This window comes from Kutzneria buriramensis (assembly GCF_003387475.1).
Classification (GTDB): Bacteria; Actinomycetota; Actinomycetes; order Mycobacteriales; family Pseudonocardiaceae; genus Kutzneria; species Kutzneria buriramensis.
In genome coordinates this window covers 38,960-59,532 of the sequence record NZ_QUNO01000015.1, presented here as the reverse complement: position 1 = coordinate 59,532, position 20,573 = coordinate 38,960, and the positions used below count along the sequence as shown (strand labels likewise).

22 protein-coding genes are annotated in these 20,573 nt (G+C 70.2%); 9 read left to right on the top strand and 13 right to left on the bottom strand.

What is annotated here, in order from left to right; translation table 11 throughout:
* Positions 1-58 precede the first annotated feature (58 nt).
* From BCF44_RS37385 to fabG, 6 genes are all read right to left on the bottom strand, one after another.
* Positions 59-931, bottom strand: a complete 873-nt coding sequence (locus tag BCF44_RS37385) for a helix-turn-helix domain-containing protein (RefSeq protein WP_246016029.1) — start codon at positions 929-931, stop codon at positions 59-61.
* 411 nt (positions 932-1,342) lie between these two features.
* Entirely contained in the window at positions 1,343-1,564 is a 222-nt protein-coding gene (locus BCF44_RS37380; protein WP_211353396.1) for a DUF397 domain-containing protein, read from the bottom strand.
* Between the two features lie 181 nt (positions 1,565-1,745).
* Positions 1,746-2,375, bottom strand: a complete 630-nt coding sequence (locus BCF44_RS37375; protein ID WP_116179214.1) for a response regulator — start codon at positions 2,373-2,375, stop codon at positions 1,746-1,748.
* Positions 2,372-3,502, bottom strand: coding sequence for a sensor histidine kinase (locus BCF44_RS37370; protein ID WP_116179213.1), 1,131 nt, complete (start codon positions 3,500-3,502; stop codon positions 2,372-2,374). The genes BCF44_RS37375 and BCF44_RS37370 overlap by 4 nt, the downstream gene beginning before the upstream one ends.
* A 205-nt stretch (positions 3,503-3,707) precedes the next feature.
* Positions 3,708-4,475 carry an enoyl-ACP reductase FabI gene (gene fabI, locus BCF44_RS37365; protein ID WP_116179212.1) on the bottom strand — a complete coding sequence of 256 codons (768 nt, stop codon included), beginning with the start codon at positions 4,473-4,475 and terminating at the stop codon, positions 3,708-3,710.
* A 35-nt stretch (positions 4,476-4,510) separates the two neighbouring features.
* Positions 4,511-5,215 carry a 3-oxoacyl-ACP reductase FabG gene (gene fabG / locus BCF44_RS37360; RefSeq protein WP_116179211.1) on the bottom strand — a complete coding sequence of 235 codons (705 nt, stop codon included), beginning with the start codon at positions 5,213-5,215 and terminating at the stop codon, positions 4,511-4,513.
* Between the two features lie 73 nt (positions 5,216-5,288).
* Here fabG and BCF44_RS37355 point away from each other — a divergent pair, with 73 nt between their 5' ends.
* Positions 5,289-8,006 carry an FAD-binding and (Fe-S)-binding domain-containing protein gene (locus tag BCF44_RS37355; RefSeq protein ID WP_116179210.1) on the top strand — a complete coding sequence of 906 codons (2,718 nt, stop codon included), beginning with the start codon at positions 5,289-5,291 and terminating at the stop codon, positions 8,004-8,006.
* 16 nt (positions 8,007-8,022) lie between these two features.
* Here BCF44_RS37355 and BCF44_RS37350 read toward each other — a convergent pair whose 3' ends face one another.
* The gene (locus BCF44_RS37350) at positions 8,023-9,102 is read right to left on the bottom strand and encodes a terpene synthase family protein (RefSeq protein ID WP_116179209.1); all 1,080 of its coding nucleotides are present in this window, start codon (positions 9,100-9,102) and stop codon (positions 8,023-8,025) included.
* 128 nt (positions 9,103-9,230) lie between these two features.
* Here BCF44_RS37350 and BCF44_RS37345 point away from each other — a divergent pair, with 128 nt between their 5' ends.
* From BCF44_RS37345 to BCF44_RS37330, 4 genes are read left to right on the top strand one after another with little or no spacing between them, the layout of a single operon-like run.
* Entirely contained in the window at positions 9,231-10,526 is a 1,296-nt protein-coding gene (locus tag BCF44_RS37345; RefSeq protein ID WP_116179208.1) for an MFS transporter, read from the top strand.
* A gap of 9 nt (positions 10,527-10,535) precedes the next feature.
* Positions 10,536-11,195 (top strand): response regulator transcription factor, encoded by a 660-nt coding sequence (locus BCF44_RS37340; RefSeq protein ID WP_116179207.1) that lies wholly within the window; start codon positions 10,536-10,538, stop codon positions 11,193-11,195.
* Between the two features lie 3 nt (positions 11,196-11,198).
* On the top strand, positions 11,199-12,551 hold the full coding sequence (locus BCF44_RS37335; RefSeq protein WP_116179206.1) for a sensor histidine kinase: 1,353 nt from the start codon (positions 11,199-11,201) through the stop codon (positions 12,549-12,551).
* The gene (locus tag BCF44_RS37330; protein WP_116179205.1) at positions 12,548-13,525 is read left to right on the top strand and encodes a TAXI family TRAP transporter solute-binding subunit; all 978 of its coding nucleotides are present in this window, start codon (positions 12,548-12,550) and stop codon (positions 13,523-13,525) included. The genes BCF44_RS37335 and BCF44_RS37330 overlap by 4 nt, the downstream gene beginning before the upstream one ends.
* A 228-nt stretch (positions 13,526-13,753) precedes the next feature.
* On the opposite strand, the gene BCF44_RS37320 is transcribed toward BCF44_RS37330, so the two are convergent.
* Positions 13,754-14,317 (bottom strand): isochorismatase family protein, encoded by a 564-nt coding sequence (locus BCF44_RS37320; RefSeq protein WP_246016027.1) that lies wholly within the window; start codon positions 14,315-14,317, stop codon positions 13,754-13,756.
* 64 nt (positions 14,318-14,381) lie between these two features.
* The gene (locus tag BCF44_RS37315) at positions 14,382-14,792 is read right to left on the bottom strand and encodes a PaaI family thioesterase (protein ID WP_116179204.1); all 411 of its coding nucleotides are present in this window, start codon (positions 14,790-14,792) and stop codon (positions 14,382-14,384) included.
* 54 nt (positions 14,793-14,846) lie between these two features.
* Between BCF44_RS37315 and BCF44_RS37310 the strand changes: the two genes are divergently transcribed.
* Positions 14,847-15,434 (top strand): LmrA/YxaF family transcription factor, encoded by a 588-nt coding sequence (locus BCF44_RS37310; protein WP_116179203.1) that lies wholly within the window; start codon positions 14,847-14,849, stop codon positions 15,432-15,434.
* Here BCF44_RS37310 and BCF44_RS37305 read toward each other — a convergent pair.
* The gene (locus BCF44_RS37305) at positions 15,406-15,885 is read right to left on the bottom strand and encodes a MarR family winged helix-turn-helix transcriptional regulator (protein ID WP_116179202.1); all 480 of its coding nucleotides are present in this window, start codon (positions 15,883-15,885) and stop codon (positions 15,406-15,408) included. The genes BCF44_RS37310 and BCF44_RS37305 overlap by 29 nt on opposite strands.
* A 126-nt stretch (positions 15,886-16,011) precedes the next feature.
* Here BCF44_RS37305 and BCF44_RS37300 point away from each other — a divergent pair, with 126 nt between their 5' ends.
* The 3 genes from BCF44_RS37300 (at position 16,012) to BCF44_RS37290 (ending at position 18,117) form a co-directional block, all read left to right on the top strand.
* Positions 16,012-16,428 carry a nitroreductase/quinone reductase family protein gene (locus tag BCF44_RS37300; RefSeq protein WP_116179201.1) on the top strand — a complete coding sequence of 139 codons (417 nt, stop codon included), beginning with the start codon at positions 16,012-16,014 and terminating at the stop codon, positions 16,426-16,428.
* A 121-nt stretch (positions 16,429-16,549) separates the two neighbouring features.
* On the top strand, positions 16,550-17,059 hold the full coding sequence (locus BCF44_RS55955; RefSeq protein WP_116179200.1) for a hypothetical protein: 510 nt from the start codon (positions 16,550-16,552) through the stop codon (positions 17,057-17,059).
* Positions 17,060-17,082: 23 nt separating this feature from the next.
* Positions 17,083-18,117: a class I SAM-dependent methyltransferase gene (locus BCF44_RS37290; RefSeq protein WP_116179199.1), complete on the top strand. Its 1,035-nt coding sequence runs from the start codon at positions 17,083-17,085 to the stop codon at positions 18,115-18,117.
* On the opposite strand, the gene BCF44_RS37285 is transcribed toward BCF44_RS37290, so the two are convergent.
* Genes BCF44_RS37285 through BCF44_RS37275 form a run of 3 tightly spaced genes read right to left on the bottom strand, consistent with a single transcriptional unit; the run spans position 18,099 to position 20,564 of the window.
* Positions 18,099-18,860 (bottom strand): GNAT family N-acetyltransferase, encoded by a 762-nt coding sequence (locus tag BCF44_RS37285; RefSeq protein ID WP_116179198.1) that lies wholly within the window; start codon positions 18,858-18,860, stop codon positions 18,099-18,101. The genes BCF44_RS37290 and BCF44_RS37285 overlap by 19 nt on opposite strands.
* A gap of 36 nt (positions 18,861-18,896) precedes the next feature.
* Complete coding sequence (locus tag BCF44_RS37280) at positions 18,897-19,841, bottom strand: zinc-binding dehydrogenase (protein ID WP_116179197.1); 945 nt, start codon at positions 19,839-19,841, stop codon at positions 18,897-18,899.
* Between the two features lie 24 nt (positions 19,842-19,865).
* Positions 19,866-20,564 (bottom strand): alpha/beta hydrolase, encoded by a 699-nt coding sequence (locus BCF44_RS37275; protein ID WP_116179196.1) that lies wholly within the window; start codon positions 20,562-20,564, stop codon positions 19,866-19,868.
* Positions 20,565-20,573 lie beyond the last annotated feature (9 nt).

Sequence of the window (20,573 nt, the reverse complement as noted above, 5' to 3'; positions counted from 1 at the left end):
GTTTCCGTCCTCCGGGCGGTCGTTGTTGGCGCAACGACCGCCCGCTCTCCGTCATCGCTCAGGTCTTGTCCTCCAACTCCGCCAGGCGTCGGTCGATGATCTTCACGGTCTCGCCGGCGGGTAGCGCGACCTTCTCGAGCTCGGCGAAGACATGCACGTACTCGTTGGTCTCGTCGGACGGGTCGACCAGCAGCCGGTCCTTGACAGCGCCGTCCATCTGGAGCGCGTAGTCGTTGGGCTCGTCGGACAGCTCGTAGATGGAGAACGAGCTTTCCATTCCCTTGTGCACACCGCCGTCGAACGGCAGCACCCGGACCGAGACCTTCGGCCGGGTCGCCACCACTTCCCGCAGGTGGCGCAGTTGTTCCCGCGTCGTGGCCACGTCACCGATCACGCGGTGCAGCGTCACCTCGTCGAGCACGAACGACATCTCCGGTCCGTCGTCGAGCTCGATCAGCTTCTGTCGCTGGAGACGCAGATCGATGAAGCGCTCCTTCGTCTCGGGCGCCGGTGAGCCGAGCGCCATCAACGCCCTGATGTAGCCCGGGCTCTGCAACAGACCGGGCACCACCAGGTTCTGGAACTGGCAGATGCGGATCGCCGACCACTCGATGCCGAGCCAGGCGAGCCAGGTGCTGTCGCCCAGGTCCCGGTACTTCTGCCACCAGGCCGACTGCTTGCTGAACCGCAGCATCTGGACGAGCTCGTCGACCCTGACGGTGTCCGTGACGCCGTAGTGCAGCAACAGCGCCTTCAGGTCGGTCACGGAGATCCCGACGGCCCCGTTCTCGATCCTGATCAACTTCGACGGGGACCAGTCGAGGGCGTCGGTCACGTCCTTCTGCGTCATCCCCTTGCCCTCGCGGGCCTGGCGCAGAACTCGACGGAGTTTGCGCTGCTCGCTGAGCGGGGTCTTGGCGCGCGGTGGCACTGCGGGGCCTCCTTGATCTGGCCAGATAGCCTACCGCGCGGTGGCGATCTGCTATGTGGCAATATGGTAGCAAGCGTTTTGGCTTGTGGATGATTGCAGTATGCGCACGACGCGCGATCTTCGGGGGTGGCCATGCGGCCGAGGTACCACGAACGGATGGTTTGCGCGGCCGGCCCTCAAGTAGCGTCGACCAACTGACGACGAGGCTGCGATCTCCTCGCGGCGCGCTACCCCGCGCACGCGACAGGGGTTGTCGGCATGCAGCGCGTCGGGGCTCATGGCCGGCGCGGCCCACGCCAGAGATTCATCCACGGGTCTGCGGGACCACGGGAGAGCCCGTCGGCGTTTACGGCGTTCGTACGGCCGGTCGCGCCTGGCGACGGCCGGACAAGATCCACGCGAGATGGTTAGTCAGCAGCCGCGGCGAGTCTCGGCGAGAAACGTCAGCCAGGCCGCACGCGGGAAGGACAATCTCGAACCGAGGCGGTCACGCGAGCAGCGCACCACGATTCGGTCGGCCATGACGGCCTGCTCCACACAGTTTCCGCCGACACTGTTGCTGTAGGAACTCTTCACCCAGGTGAGACCCTCGGCGTCGACTTCCACGATATACGCCGCACGATGCTCCACCACGCGCTGCCCCCGATCGTCGCCGCCAGACGAGGCCCGATCCCAGGGTAAAGCGCCGCTGATCAGAGCCTCTACCGCCGCCAGGGCGAGCAGAGGCGAACACTCTCCCGCAAATCCGGGAGAAACTGACGATCACCTCGACCGAAAGACAGACTTCACACCGCGAACGGCCTAGCGGAAATGATCAGAAAGCGCCCGGCGAGGAGGTGACGTGGAGGGCCAGCTGGGTTCGGTCGCGGAGGCCCAGTTTGCGCAGCGTGCTGGAAACGTGATTCTTGACGGTGCCTTCGGTGATGAAGAGCTGGGAGGCTATCTCACGGTTCGAGGCGCCGGCGCCGACCAAGCGGGCGACTTCCACTTCACGGGAGGAAAGCGCCGGCTGCACCGGCGTCTCGCCGCGGAGCTGAGCGACGACGCGGCCGGCGACCTGGTCGCTCAACACGGTTCCGCCGCCGGCGGCACGGCGAATGGCGGCGACGAGCTCCTCGGGGGAGGCGTCCTTGAGCAGGAATCCCCGCGCGCCGGCCTTCAAGGCCCCGAACAGGTACTCGTCCTCGTCGAAGGTGGTCAGGACGATCGACGCCACCGACGGGAACTGGGCGGTGAGCAGGGTGATGAGCTCGATGCCGTCCATGCCGGGCATGCGCGCGTCCACCAGGGCGACGTCGGGGCGGCAGGCAGGGACGACCGACAGCGCATCCGGTCCGCTGCCGACGTCGGCGACGATCTCGATGCCGTCCTCGATCTCCAGCAGCTTCCGCAGCCCGCTGCGCATCAGGATCTGGTCGTCGACCAGCAACACCCGCACGCTCATCGGCGCCGCACCGGCAGGTCGGCGAGCAGTTCGAAACCGCCGGAGGCGGCATTGCCGGCGACGAGCACCCCGCCAGCGGACTCGGCCCGCTGCTCCAGCGACAGCAGCCCGAAACCCCTGGTCAGGTCGGGCGCGCCGTGCCCGTCGTCGCCGACACGCAACCGCACGCGGTCCTCGCTGAACGACAGCGTGGCCTCGGCCCGCTGGGCCCCGGCATGCCGCAGCACGTTGGTCAGCCCCTCCTGAAGCACCCGGTACAGCACCACCTCAGTGTCGCCCAGCAGCGGCAGCTCCGCGCCGTGCACCTGGAACCGGACCTCGATGCCGGTCCCGTCGAACGTGCGCGCCAGCTCGGCGAGCGCCTGGCTGCCGGTCCGCCCCTCCAACGCCAAGGGCCGCATCGCCCGCACCCACCGCCGGGTCTCGGCCAGCGCGTCCCGGGTCAGCTCCTTGGCCTGGGCGACCTCGGCCCACGCCTGCTCGGGCCGTTTGTCACGGAAGCGTTCGGCATTGGTGAGCCCGACCTGGATCACGGTGAGGTAGTGCCCGACAGAGTCGTGCATCTCGCGGGCCATCCGCGCCCGCTCCTCGGCCACGGACAGCTCCCGCACCTGGTCGGCGTACGCGCGGAGCTCCTGGTGCGCCTCGGCCAGCTCGCCGAGCAGCCGCTGCGTCTCGGCCCTCCGCCGCCGCGCCTCGGTGACGGCGGACGCCAGCCCGGTGACGAACACCGTCAGCATGATCACGACGAGGCTCTGGATGGAGGCCTCGAGCACCGTGTAGCCGGGAAGGTCGAGGATGTCGACGAAGGTGAAGGCGACGAAACAGGCGGCCATCGCCACGGTCACCCGCAGCCCGAACACGAACATGCAGTTGGCCAGGGCCAGCAGCAGCCAGATGTCGGCGGAGTTGTACGGGGACAACAGGCTCAGCCCCACCATGCCGGCCAGGAACGGCAGCAGCGCCAGCTTGCGCGGCACTGGGGCGGCCGGATCCCACGCCATGCCCGGCCAGGCCAGGACCATCACGCCCAGGCAGGCCAGCGGCCACAGGCCGTAGGGCTGCGGCTGGCGGGCGAAGTTGGTGACCTCGGCGGCGGAGACCACCACCACCGCCACCCAGAACATGGCCCCGTACAGGGCCGGACGGCCAGCGGCCCGGTCGGGGGGCCACCCTACCCGACCGGGCCGTCGAGACTCCTGCGCTGGCGATGATGTCGACTGTTCGGAGCCCACGGCGAGTACCGTAGCCAGCGAGGGCCCCGGAAAGCATCGCCCCGGCGGCATGGTGGCGTCCCATGACCAAAGTCATGGGTCACCGGGACTTGGAGCCCTACATGCCGACGGCGTGCACGCCCCCGTCGACCCACACCATGGAGCCGGTGGTCGCCGGCAGCCAGTCGGACAGCAGCGCGCAGACGGACTTGGCGACCGGCTCGGCGTTGGTCGGGTCCCAGCCCAGCGGCGCCCGCTCCTCCCACGCCTTGTCCAGGTCGATGAAGCCCGGGATGGACTTGGCGGCCATGGTGCGCACCGGCCCGGCGGCGACCACGTTCACCCGGATGTTGCGCGGCCCCAGGTCGCGGGCCAGGTAGCGGGTGACGGACTCGAGCGCCGCCTTGGACACTCCCATCCAGTTGTACGCGGGCCACGCCACCCGGGCGTCGAAGTCGAGGCCGACCACCGAACTGCCCTCGGTCATCACCGGCAGCAGGGCCTTGACCAGGGACTTCAGCGAGTACGCGGACACCTGCACGGCGGTGGCGACGTCCTCCCACGGCGCCTCGAGGAAGTCGGCGCCGAGTGTGGAGGGCGGGCCGTATGCGATCGAGTGCAGCACGCCGTCGACGCCGTCGAGGTGCTCGCGCACCTTGCCGGGCAGCGCTTCCAGGTGCTCGGGGTTGGTGACGTCCAGCTCGATCACCGGCGCCTCTTCGGGCAGCCGCTTGGCGATCCGCTCCACCAGGCTGAGCCGGCCGAACCCGGTCAGCACCACCTTGGCGCCCTGCTCCTGCGCCACCCGGGCCACGTGGAAGGCGATCGAGGCGTCGGTGATCACCCCGGTGATCACCAGGCGCTTGCCGTCGAGCAGTCCGGTCACGTGCTTTCCTCTCCTGGGGTTTCTACGAGGTGAATTCAGTGGCCCATGCCGAGGCCGCCGTCGACCGGCAGCACCGCGCCGTTGACGTAGGCGGCCCCGTCGGAGGCCAGGAAGGTGACGGCGGCGGCGATCTCGGCGGCCGCGCCGAAGCGCCCGGACGGGATCTGGGCGAGCGCCTTGCCCTTGACGTCCTCGGACAGCACCGCGGTCATGTCGGTCTCGATGAAACCGGGCGTGATCACGTTCGCGGTGATGTTACGCGAGCCCAGCTCACGTGCGATGGAGCGGGCCACGCCGATCAGGCCGGCCTTGCTGGCCGCGTAGTTGACCTGGCCGGGCCCGCCGTTCAGGGCGACCACCGAGGAGATGTAGATGATCCGGCCGAAGCGGGCCTTGAGCATGTTGCGGGTGGCGCGCTTGGTGACGCGGAACGCGCCGGTCAGGTTGGCGTCCACGACCCGGGTGAACTGCTCCTCGGTCATGCGCATGAGCAGCGTGTCGTCGGTGATGCCGGCGTTGGACACCAGCACCTCGACCGGCCCCTGGTGGGCCTCGACCTCGGCGAACGCCAGGTCGACCTGCTCGGCGTCGGTGACGTCGCACTTCACCCCGAACAAGCCCTCCGGCACCGCCGAGCCGCGGTGTGTGATCGCGACCTTGTCGCCCTGCGCGGCGAACGCCTGCGCGATCGCCAGGCCGATGCCGCGGTTGCCGCCGGTGACCAGAACGGACCGTGCCACTGATGCTCCTCGTCTCGGGTGTCGATGCGAGGCTATCTGTTACCGGCCGGTCAGCCCGCACCGGTGTTAAGTGATGGTCATGACGTCGAGGCTGGTCGAGCGGCTGCGGGCCGAGGTGGACGGCGAGGTGCTGGCCGATCCGGGGACGCGTGCGATGTACGCGGCGGATGCGTCCAACTACCGACACGTTCCGTTGACGGTGGTGCGCCCGCGGACGGTGGACGCTGTGGTGGCGGCGGTCGGGGTGGCGGCGGAGCTGGGCGTGCCGATCACGAGCCGGGGCGCGGGCACGAGCATCGCGGGCAACGCCTGCGGCGAGGGCCTGGTGCTGGACTTCTCCCGCCATCTGAACGCGGTGCTGGACGTGGATCCGGCGTCCCGCCGAGCCGTGGTGCAGCCGGGGGTGGTGCCGGACGCGCTGAACCGGCTCGCCGGGCGGCACGGCCTGCACTTCGCGCCGGATCCTTCGACGCACGCGCGGTGCACGATCGGCGGGATGATCGGCAACAACGCGTGCGGGGCGCACTCGGTGGCCTGGGGCAAGACGGTCGACAACGTCGAGTCGCTGGACGTCCTGCTGCCGGACGGCACCCGCTTCGACGCCGGACTGGCCGAAAGTCCGCTGCACGGCGAGCTGCGGACGCTGCGTGATCAGGTGATGGCGGCGGTGCGGACGGGGTTCCCGAGGATTCCGCGCCGGGTGTCGGGCTACAACCTCGACCAGCTGCTGCCGGAGAACGGTTTGCACGTCGGACGGGCGCTGGTCGGCAGCGAGGGAACCTGCGTGACGGTGCTACGGGCGACGGTGAAGCTGGTGGAGGTCCCCACGAGCCGCGCGCTGGTGGTGCTGGGTTTCGCGGACACGTACGCGGCGGCCGACGAGGTGGTGGCGTTGCTGTCGCTGGACGTGCTGGCGATCGAGGGCGTCAACGACGACATCGTCAAGATCCTCCGGCAGCGCAAGCCGGGGACGCCGGGGCTGAAGGCGTTGCCGGCGGGCCGGAGTTGGCTGTTCGTGGAGACGGTCGATCCGGACGCCGTCGTCAAGGCGATGCCGGGTGCGACGGGCTCGGTGGTCGTCACGGATCCGGCACGGATGCGGGAGTTGTGGCGGATCCGCGAGGACGGCGCCGGCCTGCTGACCCGGATGCCGGACGGGGCGGAGGCGTGGTCGGGGTGGGAGGACGCGGCGGTTCCGCCCGAGCGGCTGGGCGCGTACCTGCGGGACTTCGACAAGCTGCTGGGCAGGCACGGCCGCCGCGGGCCGACGTACGGCCACTACGGCGACGGCTGCCTGCACGTCCGGATCGACTTCGACCTGCACGGGCCCGGATACCGGACGTTCATGGAGGAGGCGGCGGATCTGGTCGTGTCGCACGGGGGATCGCTGTCCGGCGAGCACGGCGACGGGCAGGCGCGGTCGGAGTTGTTGCCGCGCATGTACTCCCCCGAGATCATGGCCGCGTTCCGCCGGTTCAAGGCGATCTTCGACCCACGGGGGCTGATGAACCCGGGCCGGATCGTGGACCCGCTGCCGCTGGACGCCGACCTCCGGGTGGTGGTCGCGCCGGCGCGGATTCCGTTGCGTACCAAGCTTTCCCTGCACGCCGACGGCGGCGATCTGGCCGCCGCGAGCCGGCGGTGCATCGGCGTCGCCAAGTGCCTCACGGCGTCCGGCGGCGTGATGTGCCCGAGCTACCGGGCGACCCGCGAGGAGAAGCACTCCACCCGTGGCCGGGCCCGGCTGCTGTTCGACATGCTCAACGGATCCGTTGTGCGCGGCGGGTTCCGGTCCGCCGAGGTGCGCGAGGCGCTGGATCTCTGCCTGTCCTGCAAGGGATGCAAGCGGGACTGCCCGGTCGATGTGGACATGGCCACGTACAAGGCGGAGTTCCTGCACCAGCACTACCGCGGCCGGCTGCGGCCGGCGTCGCACTACTCGATGGGTTTCCTGCCGCTGTGGCTGGCGATCGCGCCCGGTCTGGTGCGCAGGCTCGGCGACCGGCCGCTGGTCAAGCGCCTCGGCGGCATCGATCCGGCCCGAGCCATGCCCACGGTGCACGATCGGTCGCTACGGTCCCGGCTCAAGGGTCGCATTTCTCCAAGCGGGGATCCGGTGGTGCTGTTCACCGACACGTTCACCGACCACTTCGACCCGCAGGTCGGTGTGGACGCCGTCGCCGTGCTGGAGCACCTCGGGTTCGCTGTCACCTTGCCGCGCAAGCGGGTCTGTTGTGGACTGACGTGGATGTCCACCGGCCAGCTCGGCGTGGCCAAACGCGTTCTGCACCGCACCGCCCGGATCATGGACGGGTCCGACGTCCCGGTGGTCGGCCTGGAGCCGAGCTGCACGGCCTTCCTCCGCAACGACGCCCTGGAGCTGACCGACGAGCCGGCCGTGCAGCGGCTCGCCGGCCGGGTGAAGACCTTCGCCGAACAGGTCTCCCCCGGCATGGAGCCCTTGGGCGACACGAAGGCCGTCATGCAGCCGCACTGCCACCAGTACGCCGAGCTCGGCGTCGACGCCGACCGTGAGGTGCTGCGCACGGCCGGCGTCGACACCCAGGTGCTCGACGCCGGCTGCTGCGGCCTCGCCGGCAACTTCGGCTTCGAAGCCGGCCACTACGACGTGTCGGTGGCGGTCGCGGAACACGCCCTGCTGCCCGCGATCCGCGCCACCGACGCGACCGTGCTCGCCGACGGTTTCAGCTGCCGGACCCAGCTCCGCCAGCTCACCGACCGCGACCCCGTCCACCTGGCCAGCCTGCTGGCCACCATGATCAGGGAGTGACCCGCGTCTTCCCCCGCTAGATCAGGTCCCGGTCCCACCACCAGGCGATGGACGGGATCGCCGGCGGCGTGTCCACCGGCGGCACGTCCGTCCACGAGCCGACGGTGTGCACGGCGTCGGGGTGGCGGCCGTCCGGGTTGCGGTAGCGCTGCGCCAGCAGGCCCCACTCCATGTTGCCGCGCAGCAGCCGGGACAGGCAGTCCAGGTAGTTGCGGAGCTCCTCGCTCGCGGTCGGCAGCACGGCGTCCCGCACCCTGATGAACCGGTGCGTGAGCCGGTTGACCAGCTCCACGGACTCCGCCAACGCCTGGTCGACCGAGCATCCCCGCTCCTGAGCCACGATGTCGATCAGGTTCAGCTTGCAGTTGGACGGCGTCGACTCGCGCTGGGCGAACCAGGTCTCCTTGCCGTACGAGAAGAGGTCGTCGTCCCAGGCGGCAATCGTGAACGACAGCTCCGACAGCGCCCGCACCGCCGGCGAATCCAGCTCGTACGCGGGAATCTCGCCGCCGTCGACGATCTCGATCCAACTCGTCGTGGCCAGCCCGCCGGCGGTGTGCTGGCGCATGTGGGCGTAGTCGTTGAGGCTCGGCGTCACGTCGGTGAGCCGGCAGCGCAGCTCCCACAACACGCCGAGGTACCAGGCGCGGTGGCCGTCGACCAGCCGCCGCAGCTGCGTGGGCGTGGCCGAGCGGTGGGCCCGCTGGGCCAGGTCCCGCACCGGGGCGAGGAACAGGTCGGCGGTCGGCCCGAGGTCGACGTCGGGCACCTCCAGCACCCGCACCACCCGGGTGGCGATGTCCACGAACTGCTTGCCGGCGGCGTCGGGCACCACCTCGTCGCAGTTGATGTCGTCGAAGGCGAACATCAGGAAGCACCAGTCGACCGCCATCTGGAGCCGCTCGGTGACCCCCTTGGGCATGATCCGGCCGTAGAACCCGGCGCAGTCGTTGGCGCGCAGCCGGGGCCCGGCCAGGCCGTAGGCGGTGAGCCAGTCGGCGCCCTGGCCCTCCAGCAGCTCGGCGTCGGGATGGGTGTCCACCTGCACCGGGCAGTACCGCGGCGGCAGTTCCACGAGCAGCTGGTCGTCGGTCATGGCGGCCAGCCTGGCCCCCGCCCCGCCCGGTTCACATCACGCGATCGCGTAGGTAGCCACCCTAAGCGGATGTAAAGCGTTGACCGTTCGCCTTGTCGCCGCCCGGATTCCACCCGACATTGAGCCCCATGACTGTGAACGTCAACGAGGACGTGCGGCCCGGTCGTCGGGTGATCGGCAACGTGCTGCGCGGGTCCATCGGCAACCTCATCGAGTGGTACGACTGGTACGCCTACACCGCGTTCAGCCTGTACTTCGCCAAGGTGTTCTTCCCCTCCGGGGACGCCACCGCCCAGCTGCTGAACACCGCCGGCGTGTTCGCGGTCGGCTTCCTGATGCGGCCCATCGGCGGCTGGATCATGGGCCGCTACGCCGACCGCTACGGCCGGCGGGCTGCCCTGACCCTGTCCGTGGCGATGATGGCGCTGGGCTCACTGGTCATCGCCTTCACCCCCGGCTACGCCTCGATCGGCGTGGCGGCGCCCCTGCTGCTGGTGGTGGCCCGACTGGTGCAAGGGATCTCGGTCGGCGGGGAGTACGCCACTTCCGCCACGTACCTGTCCGAAGTGGCCACTCCCGGCAAGCGGGGCTTCTACTCCAGCTTCCAGTACGTCACGCTGACGGCCGGTCAACTGGTGGCCCTGGGTGTGCAGATCATCCTCCAGAACACGCTGTCCGCGGCCGAGATGGCGTCCTGGGGCTGGCGAATCGCCTTCGTCATCGGGGCGTTCGGCGCGGTGATCGTGATGTACCTGCGGGCCACCATGGACGAGTCGGAGGCGTACCTCACCGAGGGCAGGACCTCCGCCGAGCGGGGCAGCCTGCGGGTGCTGCTGCGGTACCCGAAGGAATGCCTGCTGGTGTGCGGCCTGACGCTCGGCGGCACGGTGGCGTTCTACACGTACACCACGTACCTCCAGAAGTTCATGGTCAACACCAGCAAGATCGACATCAACGCGGTCACCTGGGTGAACTTCCTGGCGCTGCTGGCCTTCGTGGTGATCCAGCCGCTGGCCGGCGCGCTGTCGGACCGGGTCGGGCGGCGGCCGCTGCTGCTGTTCTTCGGCGTCGCCGGCACGCTGCTCACGGTGCCGCTGCTGTCGCTGCTCGCCGGCACGCGCACCCCGGCGCTGGCGTTCCTGATCATGCTCGGGTCGCTGGTGATCGTCACGGGCTACACGTCGATCAACGCCATCGTGAAGGCGGAGCTGTTCCCCACCAACGTGCGGGCGATGGGCGTCGGCCTGCCCTACGCGCTGACCGTGGCGATCTTCGGCGGCACCGCGGAGTACATCGCGCTGTGGCTCAAGCAGGCCGGGCACGAGTCGGTGTTCTTCTACTACGTCGCCGGGTGCATCCTGGTGTCCCTGATCGTGTACGCCACCATGCGGGAAACCACCAAGCAGTCGGCGTTGGATGGTTAGGTGAGGGCTGTGCGTGTGCTACTGGTCGAGGACGACGACGGCGTCGGCAAGGCCCTGGTCGAGGCGCTGGCCACGGCCGGTCACCGGCCGACCAGGGTCGAGCGGGGCGCGGACGCCCTGACCGGCCACCACCACGCCGACCTCGTGCTGCTCGACCTGGGCCTGCCCGACATCCACGGCCTTGAGGTGCTGCGCAAGCTCCGCAAGGTCACCGACCTGCCGGTGCTGGTGCTGACCGCGCACGGCGACGAGCGGTCCGTCGTGCGCGGTCTGCGCCTCGGCGCGGACGACTACCTGGTCAAACCGGTCCGGCTGGCCGAGCTGCTGGCGCGGATGGAGGCCGTCAGCCGGCGCGCGGCGGCGCGGGCCACGCCACCGCCGTCGGTGGTGGAGATCGACGACGTGCGGATCGACCTGAACGCCCGGCTCGTGCACGTGGCCAGCGAGCTGATTCCGTTGACGTCCAAGGAGTTCGACGTGCTCGCGGCGCTGGCCGTGCGGCACGGGGCGGCGGTCAGCCGGCAGCAGCTGATGGACGAGGTGTGGGGCGACGCGTACCTGGCGATCTCGCGGTCGCTGGACGTGCACGTCGCGCAGCTGCGGGGCAAGCTGCGGCGGCCGGGGCTGCTGACCACGATCCGCAACTTCGGCTACCGGCTCGGCGGCTGAGGCGTGCGGGCCCGGTTGCTGGTGGTGCTGCTGGCCTTCTCGGTCACGGCGGTGGCGGCGTTCGCGTGGCCGCTGCTGACCGTGACGGCCCGTGAGCGCACCCAGCAGCTCGCGATCGGCCGGACCGCCGACCTGGACCGGTTCGCCGGGTTGGCCCAGCAGGGCGACCGGGAACAGCTGGTCAGCGAGGTGAACCGGTACACCACGCTGTACGGCGAGCCGGTGATCGTGGTGAACGCCCAGCGGCAGCCGATCGTCGCCGCCGGCGGCATCTCGGTGTCGGACGCCCAGGTGGCGCCCATGATCGACGCCGCCCTCCGCAACCAACCCGCGCCGACCCTGGACGACGTGCTGCCTTGGTCCACTTCGGACGTTCTGCTGGCCCGTCCGATCGGCGTGGGCGCCCGGGTGGTCGGCGCGGTCGTCATGCGGGCGTCGGTGCAGGCCGCCGCTGCCGACGTTTTTCGGGGCTGGGCGGTGATTTTCGCCGGGGCATTCGTGGCGTTGATCGGCTGCGTGCTGTTGGCGCTGGTGGTGGCTCGCTGGGTTCTGCGGCCACTCGCCGAGCTGTCCGGCGGGTTGCGCGCCGTCACCGCCGGCGAGCCGCACGCGCACGTTCGTGGCCGTGAAGGGCCCCGTGAGCTGCGGGAACTCGCCTCCTCCTTCAACCGCATGTCCGACGCCGTCAGCGAGGCCGCCGAGCAGCAACGCCGGCTGATCAGCGACGCCTCCCACCAGCTGCGAAACCCCTTGGCGGCGCTGCGTTTGCGTGTCGACTCGTTGGCACCACGGGTCGTTCCCGACGGCCAGGCCTCGTACAGGTCCGCCGTGGCCGAGGTCGAGCGGCTGGAGTCGTTGCTGGACAGCCTGTTGGCCATGGCCCACGCCGAGCACACCGCCACGCGGCTCGCCGTGGACCGGGATCTCGACACCTGTGTGCCGGCCGTCGTCGTCATGGAACGCATCGACGCCTGGTCGGTCGCCGCCTCGGAGGCAGGGGTGACGTTGGTGACCGGTTCGGTCGACACCTCGGTGGAGGTCCGGTGCCCCGAGCACGACCTCGGGCAGGTGCTGGACGTCGTGCTGGACAACGCCATCAAGTACGGTGGGGACCGGGTGGAGGTGTCGTGTGGCGCCACGGCGATCACCGTCGTCGACAACGGTCCCGGGCTGAGCGCCGAGGAGCTTCCCCTGGCCACCACCCGGTTCTGGCGGCCGCGCCGCAACGGGCATCCGCGTGGCAGCGGTCTCGGGCTGCCGATCGCCGAGCGCCTGGTGACGGCTCGCGGAGGCCGGTTTTCCTTGCAGGCAGGCGAATCCGGCGGATTGGCCGTGACCGTCGAGCTGCCGACATGATCACCACCAACTCACGTCCTGCCGGATCGGCCGCCGCCGGTCTGAACCGCCGCACCTTGTTGAAGGCCGCCCTGGTCGGCGCGCTCACCGCCGGCTGCACCGGGCCCGGGCCCTCCCGCTCCCTCACCATCGCCACCGGCGAGCCCGGCGGCTTCTACCTCGCCTTCGGCCGGCTGCTGGCCGCCCAGATCGACGCCGTCGAGCCCTGGTTGCGGTGCACCGTCACGGAAACCACTGCCAGCGTCGCCAACATCGACCTGCTGCGCAGCGGCAAGGCCGACCTCGCGCTGGTGCTCGCCGACACCGCTCGCGCCGCCAGCGCCGGCCAGGCCCCGTTCACGACCGCCGTCGATCTCCGTGCCATCGGCCGCGTGTACGAGAACTACCTGCAACTCGTGGTGCGCAACGACTCACCAGTGCATGCTTTGTCCGATTTGGACGGACGCCCGGTGTCGCTGGGCGCCACCGGTTCCGGCGCCGCGCTCACCGGCGACCGGATCGTCTCCGTCGCCGGCATCACGCCCCAGGTGCGGCACCTTCCCTTGGCCGACGCCGTTTCCGCGCTGGCGTCCGGGGACATCGACGCCCTGCTCTGGTCGGGCGGCGTGCCCACCCCCGCGCTGGCCCAGCTCGATTCCACCGTCGGCATCCGGCTACTGCCCCTCGACGGCGTCCTGTCCGGACTTCGGGCCCGCTACGGCATGCTGTACGAGCAGCTTCCGGTGCCGTCCGGCGCGTACCGGTTCGTGCACGAGGTGCCCACCGTCGGCGTCGCCAACCTGCTCGTCGCCCTCCCCACCCTGCCCGACGACGTCGCCGGCGCGGTCGTCGACGTCCTCATCGACCGCGCCGACCAGCTGGTCCCCCACGACGCCCTCGGCACCCAGTTCCTGGACATCAGAACCCTCATCGGCACCGACGACCTCCCCCTCCACCCCGGCGCCGCCCAGTCCTACCGCCACCACCACGGCTGAACCCCCGCGAGTTCACCCAGAAATGAAACACAGTCGGACACACCGAATGTAGGTCCGAGGTAGATCAACAGCGCAGAGCAGCACCAATGTCAATCCGTCGGCTGCACATCCGGTGGGAGATCCGTGACGACATTCACGAGGCGTTTCTCCGTTTGGCGTGCGCGATCATCTGCTTACGCCGACTGATCGACATCTCCGAGCGCCGGGAACGTCGACCTGTGGAGCGAATCAGGGCACGAACCGGATGTCAGCGGCATGGGCAACGACGTCGATCTCATCACCCAGTGCCCACTCCGCCACCCGCGAGACCATGGCGTGTGGCACCTGGTCTGCGAGCCCCTCGACCGCTGGGATGTCGTGGGTCGCGTGGGCATCATGGGGCAGCACCACGTGGTAGCCCAGTGCCAGAGCCGAGCGCGCCGTCGCGCTCACGCACATCTCCGACATCACACCGCATATCGCCAGGCGCCTGACACCACGCCCGGCCAGCAGACCCGCCAGTTCGGTCTTATGGAAGCCGTCGTCGGTGTTCTTGCGAACAACGACCTCGTTATCACGGTGCTTGACGGGCAGTGACAGCTCCCAGCCGGGCGAGCCCGGTTCGTCCACGGCACCCGCTGGCCCGTCGTTCTGCACGTGGACCACGAGGGCGTCACATTCTCGAGCGATCCGAACAAGGCCGTCCACCGTCACCACGAGCTCACCTGCCGCAGGGACAGCGCCCGGTCCCGAGACGAACGCGCTCTGCATGTCGACGAGGATCAGCGCCTGGACACCTCGATACTCGCTCACGACGAGAGCGTACGTCCGAGATCCATTCTGTTAGGAGTTCCCACGGACAGACCGAATGTAGGTTTCAGGCAGGTCGCAGGTGCCAGACCACCGTCATCGCCGCGACCTGCACGCCTTCCTCGTCGGTCAACGTCACCGCCACCGGCACGTCGACCTTCCCCCTGACCTCGACATCCGCATCGCACGTCGCCGCGGCGGTGATCGGCCCACGCGCCGGCCGCAGATACCGCACCTCGGCTCCCCTGGCGACGAAGCTGACCTCGTCGACCCGGTCCCACACAAGGGGCAGCACGGCGGCCCCGGCCGCCACATCCGCCAGGGTGAACAGCGCGCCGGCGTGGACGGTGGCGGCGTGGTTGAGCAGGTGCGGATGCGCCGGCAGCAGGGCGCGGCCGTCGCCGCGGCGCGCGTGCAGGACGCGGATGTCCAGGTTGGCGTGGAACGGGATCCTCGCGCTGAGCTCGGCGATCGTCATGACACCCCTCCTCGGCTATGACAGTCGTCATAACCGTGTACTATGACGGCTGTCATGGTCAAGCGAACGCCACGTGAACTGGGGACCCGGGACCGCATGATCGCCGGGGCGGCGGACCTCGTCCGCATGCACGGCGTGCACGCGGCGGGCATCCGACAGGTGGTCGCGCACGCGGACGCCCCGCGCGGCTCGGTGCAGCACCACTTCCCCGGCGGCAAGGACCAGCTCATCGCCGAGGCGGTCGCGTGGGCCGGGCGCCACACAGAGGTGGCGATCCGCGACGCCGAGCCGTCCCAGCTGATTCCCAAGGTCTGCGGCTACTGGCGCAAGTCGTTGCGGGACACCGACTTCCTCGCCGGCTGTACGGTGTTCGCGGCCGCGGTCGACGGCTCCGACCCGGTACGGGAGGCGATCGACGCCGCCGTGACGAGCTGGCGCGACGCCCTGGTCGCGAAGCTCGACGGCGTCCCCGAGCCGGCCCGTCTCGCCACGCTGATCCTCACGGCCGTCGAGGGCGCGATCCTGCTGGCCCGGGCGCAGCGCTCGGTCGCGCCGCTCGACGACGTCGAGGCAGAGCTCGGCTTCCTGTTGCGAAGCCGTACACAGACCGGGTTCAGCAATTCGGCGGCAGACCGACCCTGACCTGCCAGCCCGGGCCGAACAGCGGATCCAGCGCGTCGAGCAGCGCCTTGGTCTGTTCCGGGGTGAGCCGGTCGAACAGCAGTTGGCGGACGTTCTCGACGTGGCCGGGGGCGGCGTCGACAAGCTTGCGCCAGCCCTCCTCGGTCAGCGTCGCCATGGTGGACCGGCGCTGCCCGGGCGCGAAGTCGCGGGTGATGAACCCGTTCGCCTCCAGCTTGGCCGCGGCGTGCGACAGCCGGGACAGCGAGCCGTTGGTGGCGGCCGCGAGGTCGGACATCAGACGCGAGCGGTCCGGCGATTCGGACAGGATCACCAGCACGTAGTACTCGTACCGGGTCAGGCCGGCATCCCGGCGCAGCTGGGCCTCCACCGCGTTCGGCAGCCACTCGCCGATCACCTGGAGGCGCATCCACACCGCCCGTTCGTCCTGGTCCAGCCACCGCGTCGTCACGTCCGGGATCCTAATCAACCTTTGCACAAGCAATACCGACTCGGACGACACCGCCCGGAATGGAGTTGAGCGCGCAACAGTTGAACACGATAGTGTTGCGGCTCACCGGTCCAGGAAGGGACAGCAATGACCGACTTCAACACCCAGATCATCGAGGAGTTCCGGGCGAACGCCGGCGTGGTCGGCGGGCACTTCGAGGGCAAGCGGCTGGTGCTGCTGCACCACGTCGGCCGCAAGAGTGGCACCGAGTACGTCACCCCGCTCGTCGGCGCCGGCGACGGGGACGCCTACCTGGTGTGCGGCTCCATGGGCGGCGCGCCGGCCGACCCGACCTGGGTGGCCAACATCGAGCAGGGCTCCGGCGAGACCACCATCGAGGTCGGCACCGAGACGCCCCGGGTGCGCACCACCGTCATCCGCCCCGGCACGCCCGACTGGGAGCGGGTCTACGGCATCTGGGCCGCCTACTGGCCGGACGCCAAGGAGTACGAGAAGAACACCGACCGCAAGTTCCCGATCATCAAGCTCGAGCCGATCGCCTGACGGGACCGGTTGGGCTGCGGGCCGCCACCCGCAGCCACCCTCCCCGCGCCGGCCACACAAAAGGCTGAATTCGATCAACACTGAAGCCCCAGACCATCCTGCACACGTTAAATTCCGCACTGTGCCCCGCTGGCTGAAGGTCGTCGCGCACGTGATCGAGCCCGCCCACAACGCGGCCGGCGCGGTGCACGGGACGGCGATCTGCGCGGCGCTGATCGCCACCGTGCAGGAGCACTCGACGCTGCTGACCACCGTCGTGGCCGTGCCGGCGACGCTGCTCGTGTACTGGATCGCCTTCTCCTACGCGCACTTCCTCGGCGAGGGCATCGCCGGCGGCTCGCCGTCGTGGCTGCGCGGCCTGCGGCACTCGCTGGCCGAGGAGTTCAGCATCGTCGAGAACGCCCTGCTGCCGCTGATCGTGCTGCTCCTGCTGGCCGGCTTCGGCGTGCCGATCGACAGTGCGGTGTGGATCTCGCTGGCCACGGCGGTGGCGCTGATGTTCGGCTGGGGCCTGCTCGCCGCCGGCCGCAGCGGGCACTCCGGGCGCGCCAGCGTCGGCATCGGGCTGACCAGCGCGCTCGTCGGGGCACTCGTCATCGTGCTGAAGGTCGTGGTGAAGAGCCTGTCCTGACCGGTTCTGGTTAGCTGGATCCCATGGAGCCGACCGACCTGTCCGCCCGGGTGTTCCAGAACGCCGTCGGCGCGCTTGAGCTGTACACCATGTACCTCGGCGAGCGCCTGGGCTACTACCGGGCGCTAGCCGAGCACGGCGCGCTGACCGCGGCGGAACTGGCCGCGCACACCGGCACCGCCGAGCGGTACGCCCGCGAGTGGCTCGACCACCACGCGGCGGCCGGGCTGGTCGAGGTCGTCGAGCCGGGGCGATATCTGTTGCCCGAAGGGCACATCCCGGTGCTGGCCGACTCCGCGAGCCTGCTGTTCGGCACGCCCATGAGCATCGAGCTCGTACGCGCGGCCCGACGGCTCGGCGATGTGGTCGACGCCTACCGCGCGGGCGGGGCACCGCCGCCGATGATGTGGGAGCCCGAGGGGCGCTGGCCGTCCAACCGGGCCGCTTACCTGAATCTGCTCGGCAAGGAGTGGCTGCCCGCGATTCCGGACGTCCACAAGCGATTGTCCACTTCGGCCAGTGTCGCCGATGTCGCCTGTGGCCTGGGCTGGTCCAGCATCGCGATGGCCCTGGAGTACCCGGAGATCACCGTGCACGGCCTGGACCTCGACGAGCGGGCGATCGAGGCGGCGCGGGAGAACGCCGCGGAGTCGGGGGTGGCCGACCGGGTGCGGTTCTCCGCCGCCGATGCCGCCGGGCTGTCCGACGGTTCGTACGACCTCGTCACGATCATCGAGGCCCTGCACGACATGTCCCACCCCGTGGCTGTGCTGCGGGCGGCCCGGAACTCCTTGACGGACGGCGGTTTTGTGCTCGTCGGCGACGAGCGTACCGACCCGGAGCCCACCACGCCCGCGTCGCCGCGCGAGCAGTACCTCTACGGGTGGAGCGTCATCTCCTGTCTGCCCGACGCGATGGGTACGCCCGATTCCGCCGCCACCGGCACCGTCATGCGCCCCGACACGCTACGCCGCTACGCCACCGAGGCCGGCTTCCGAAACGTCGAACTGCTCTCGATCGCCGCCGACAAGTGGCAGTTCTACCTGCTGTCGGACTGAAGAAGCCAGTTCCGGCGCTCGTAGAGCGGTTCGAGGCCGGCCCGCGTGAGGTTGTTGAACGACGAGTTCTTCCCGTCGCGGGTCGGCTTTCCGGTCTCCGCGACGAGCCGCGCGCAGCCTGCCGCCGCGGCTTCCTTGGCCCGCCTGCTGATCAGCGCGGACTGGATGCCCCGGTCGCGGTGCGACGCCAGCGTCGCCGTCGTCGTCAGGTATCCCAGCTCGCCACGCTGATACAGGCAGGCCGCGCCGACGGCGGTCGCGCCGTCCCAGGCCACGAAGTGCCGGGCGTGCGGCCGTCCCACGGATCGCGCCAACACCGGCTCCAGGTGGCCGGCGATGCCGAATCCTTGCGCGACAACCGAAGCCCAGTCATGAGCCTGGCCGGTCCCGATCTCGGTGATCGAGAACGCGGTGTCGTCGCTGTGCCGGATCGCCTCGATCGGGCCGCCCAGCTTGAGCCACGGTGTCGTCTCGGTCAGGTCGCGGCGGAACTCGTGCCAGCTCGGCGGCAGCGCCCACGGCGGCAGCTGCAGCAACGCCGATCCGCCGCGGTAGAAGTCCAGGATGCCGGCGAACTCGTCGTCGGTGAGCCGGGCGTCGAACCCGAAGGCCCGGGTCCAGAAGTGGCGAGGGTCGCCGCCGGCGGCTGCGGCGACCCCACTTCCCACTCGATGCGTCGAGACGCCGTCGGACAGGCACTCCGTCACGAAGGCTGCTTCCACCCGCTCGGCTTCCCGCTGCACCTCGACGACGGTAACCGAGATGTGCTCGGGTATCGGCTACGCCTGACCGGTTGTCAGCAGTATCTTGCCCACAAAGCGGCGGCCGGCGATGTCCTCGTGCGCGGTGGCGGCCTGCTCCAGCGGGTAGATCCGGCCGATGATCGGGGTCAGGCGGCCCGCCGCCGCCTCGTTGAGCACGTACCGCATCCGACGGGGCGCGTCCGGCCAGAACTCCTGCAACTGCTCCATTCCCACGACGCTCGCCAGCCGCCGGCCGTCCGCGGCGCCCACGGCGACCTCGCCGCCGGCGGCCATGCCGTACCGGGAGAACCGTCCCCCGTCCTTGACCAGCTTGATCGCGGTTGTCCCCAACTCGCCGCCGATGCCGTCGAACACCACGTCCAGTTCGCCGACGCTGTCCAACTGGTCGTACTCCACGGCGACGGCGCCCAGCTTCTCCGCGAGGGCCCGCTTCTGCTCGCCACGAACGGCCGCGATGACGGTCGCCCCGGCGGCGTTGGCCAGCTGCACCAGCAGGCTGCCGGCGCCGCCGACGCCGGGCATCACCAGCACCTTTTCCCCCGCGTGAACGGGGGTTCGCTCCAGCAGGGCGAGGGCCGTGCTGCCGTCGAACAGCACCGCCAGCGCGTCGGCGGAATCCAGACCTTCCGGCACTACGAGGGCGTCCGCCGCCTTCGCGACCGCCATCTCCGCGTACGCGCCGCCCTCCACCCGCGTGACCACCTTCGCGCCCAGCCACGCGTCGTCCACGCCGTCGCCGACGGCGACAACCGTGCCGGCCACGCCGCTGCCCGGCACGTACGGTGGCGTCACCGGGAACACCGCCGGGCCGCGGCCCAGCCGGACCATCGTGTCCACCCAGTGCACCCCCACCAGGTCGACCCGCACCAGCAGCCGGCCGGTTCCCGGTTGTGGCGTGGGAAGCTCGGCCGGCTCCAGCACGTCGGGCGGTCCGAAGCTCGTCGCCATGATCGCTCTCATGGCGTCCAGTCTCGGACCTCGACCTTACTTGAGGTCAAGCTCGCGGACGGCGTCGTCGATCAGGTCCACGATCGGCAGCGGCTGCGAGGCCAGCGAGGCGTGCCCGGACGCCAGCTCGATCGTCTTGCGCGGGTTCATCCGGGCCGCCATCCGGCGCTGGTTGTCCGGGGCGATCATCCGGTCCTCCGTGGACACCTGGTACCACACGGGCTTGGCGCGCCAGGCCGGATCGCTGGCCGGGGCCACGTAGGCCGCGCCCAGCGGGGCCTTCTGGGCCACCGCCATGACCAGCGCCTCGTCGTCCGGCAGGTCCTGGCAGAAGCTCTCCTGGAACTTGTCCTGCCTGATCCACAGGTAGCCGTCCGAGTCCGGCGCGATGTTCGCGCCGCCCGGCGCCGGCGCGGCCTCGCCGATGGAGGCCAGGCTCTCGCCCTTGTCCGGGGCGAACGCCGCCACGTACACGAGGCCGACCACGTTCGGCAGGTCGCCCGCCTCGGTGATCACCGCGCCGCCGTAGGAGTGGCCGACCAGCAGCACCGGCCCGTCCACCTGCTTGATCATCTGCTGCGTGCGGGCCGCGTCGTCGGCCAGCGAGGTCAGCGGGTTCTCCACCGCGTGCAGCGAGTCGTAGCCGCGCCGCCACAGCTCCACGATCACCTTCGCCCAGTGGGCCGCACCGCCCCAGAATCCGTGCACCAGCACCACCGTCGGCTTGGCGGACATCTCGGGTTG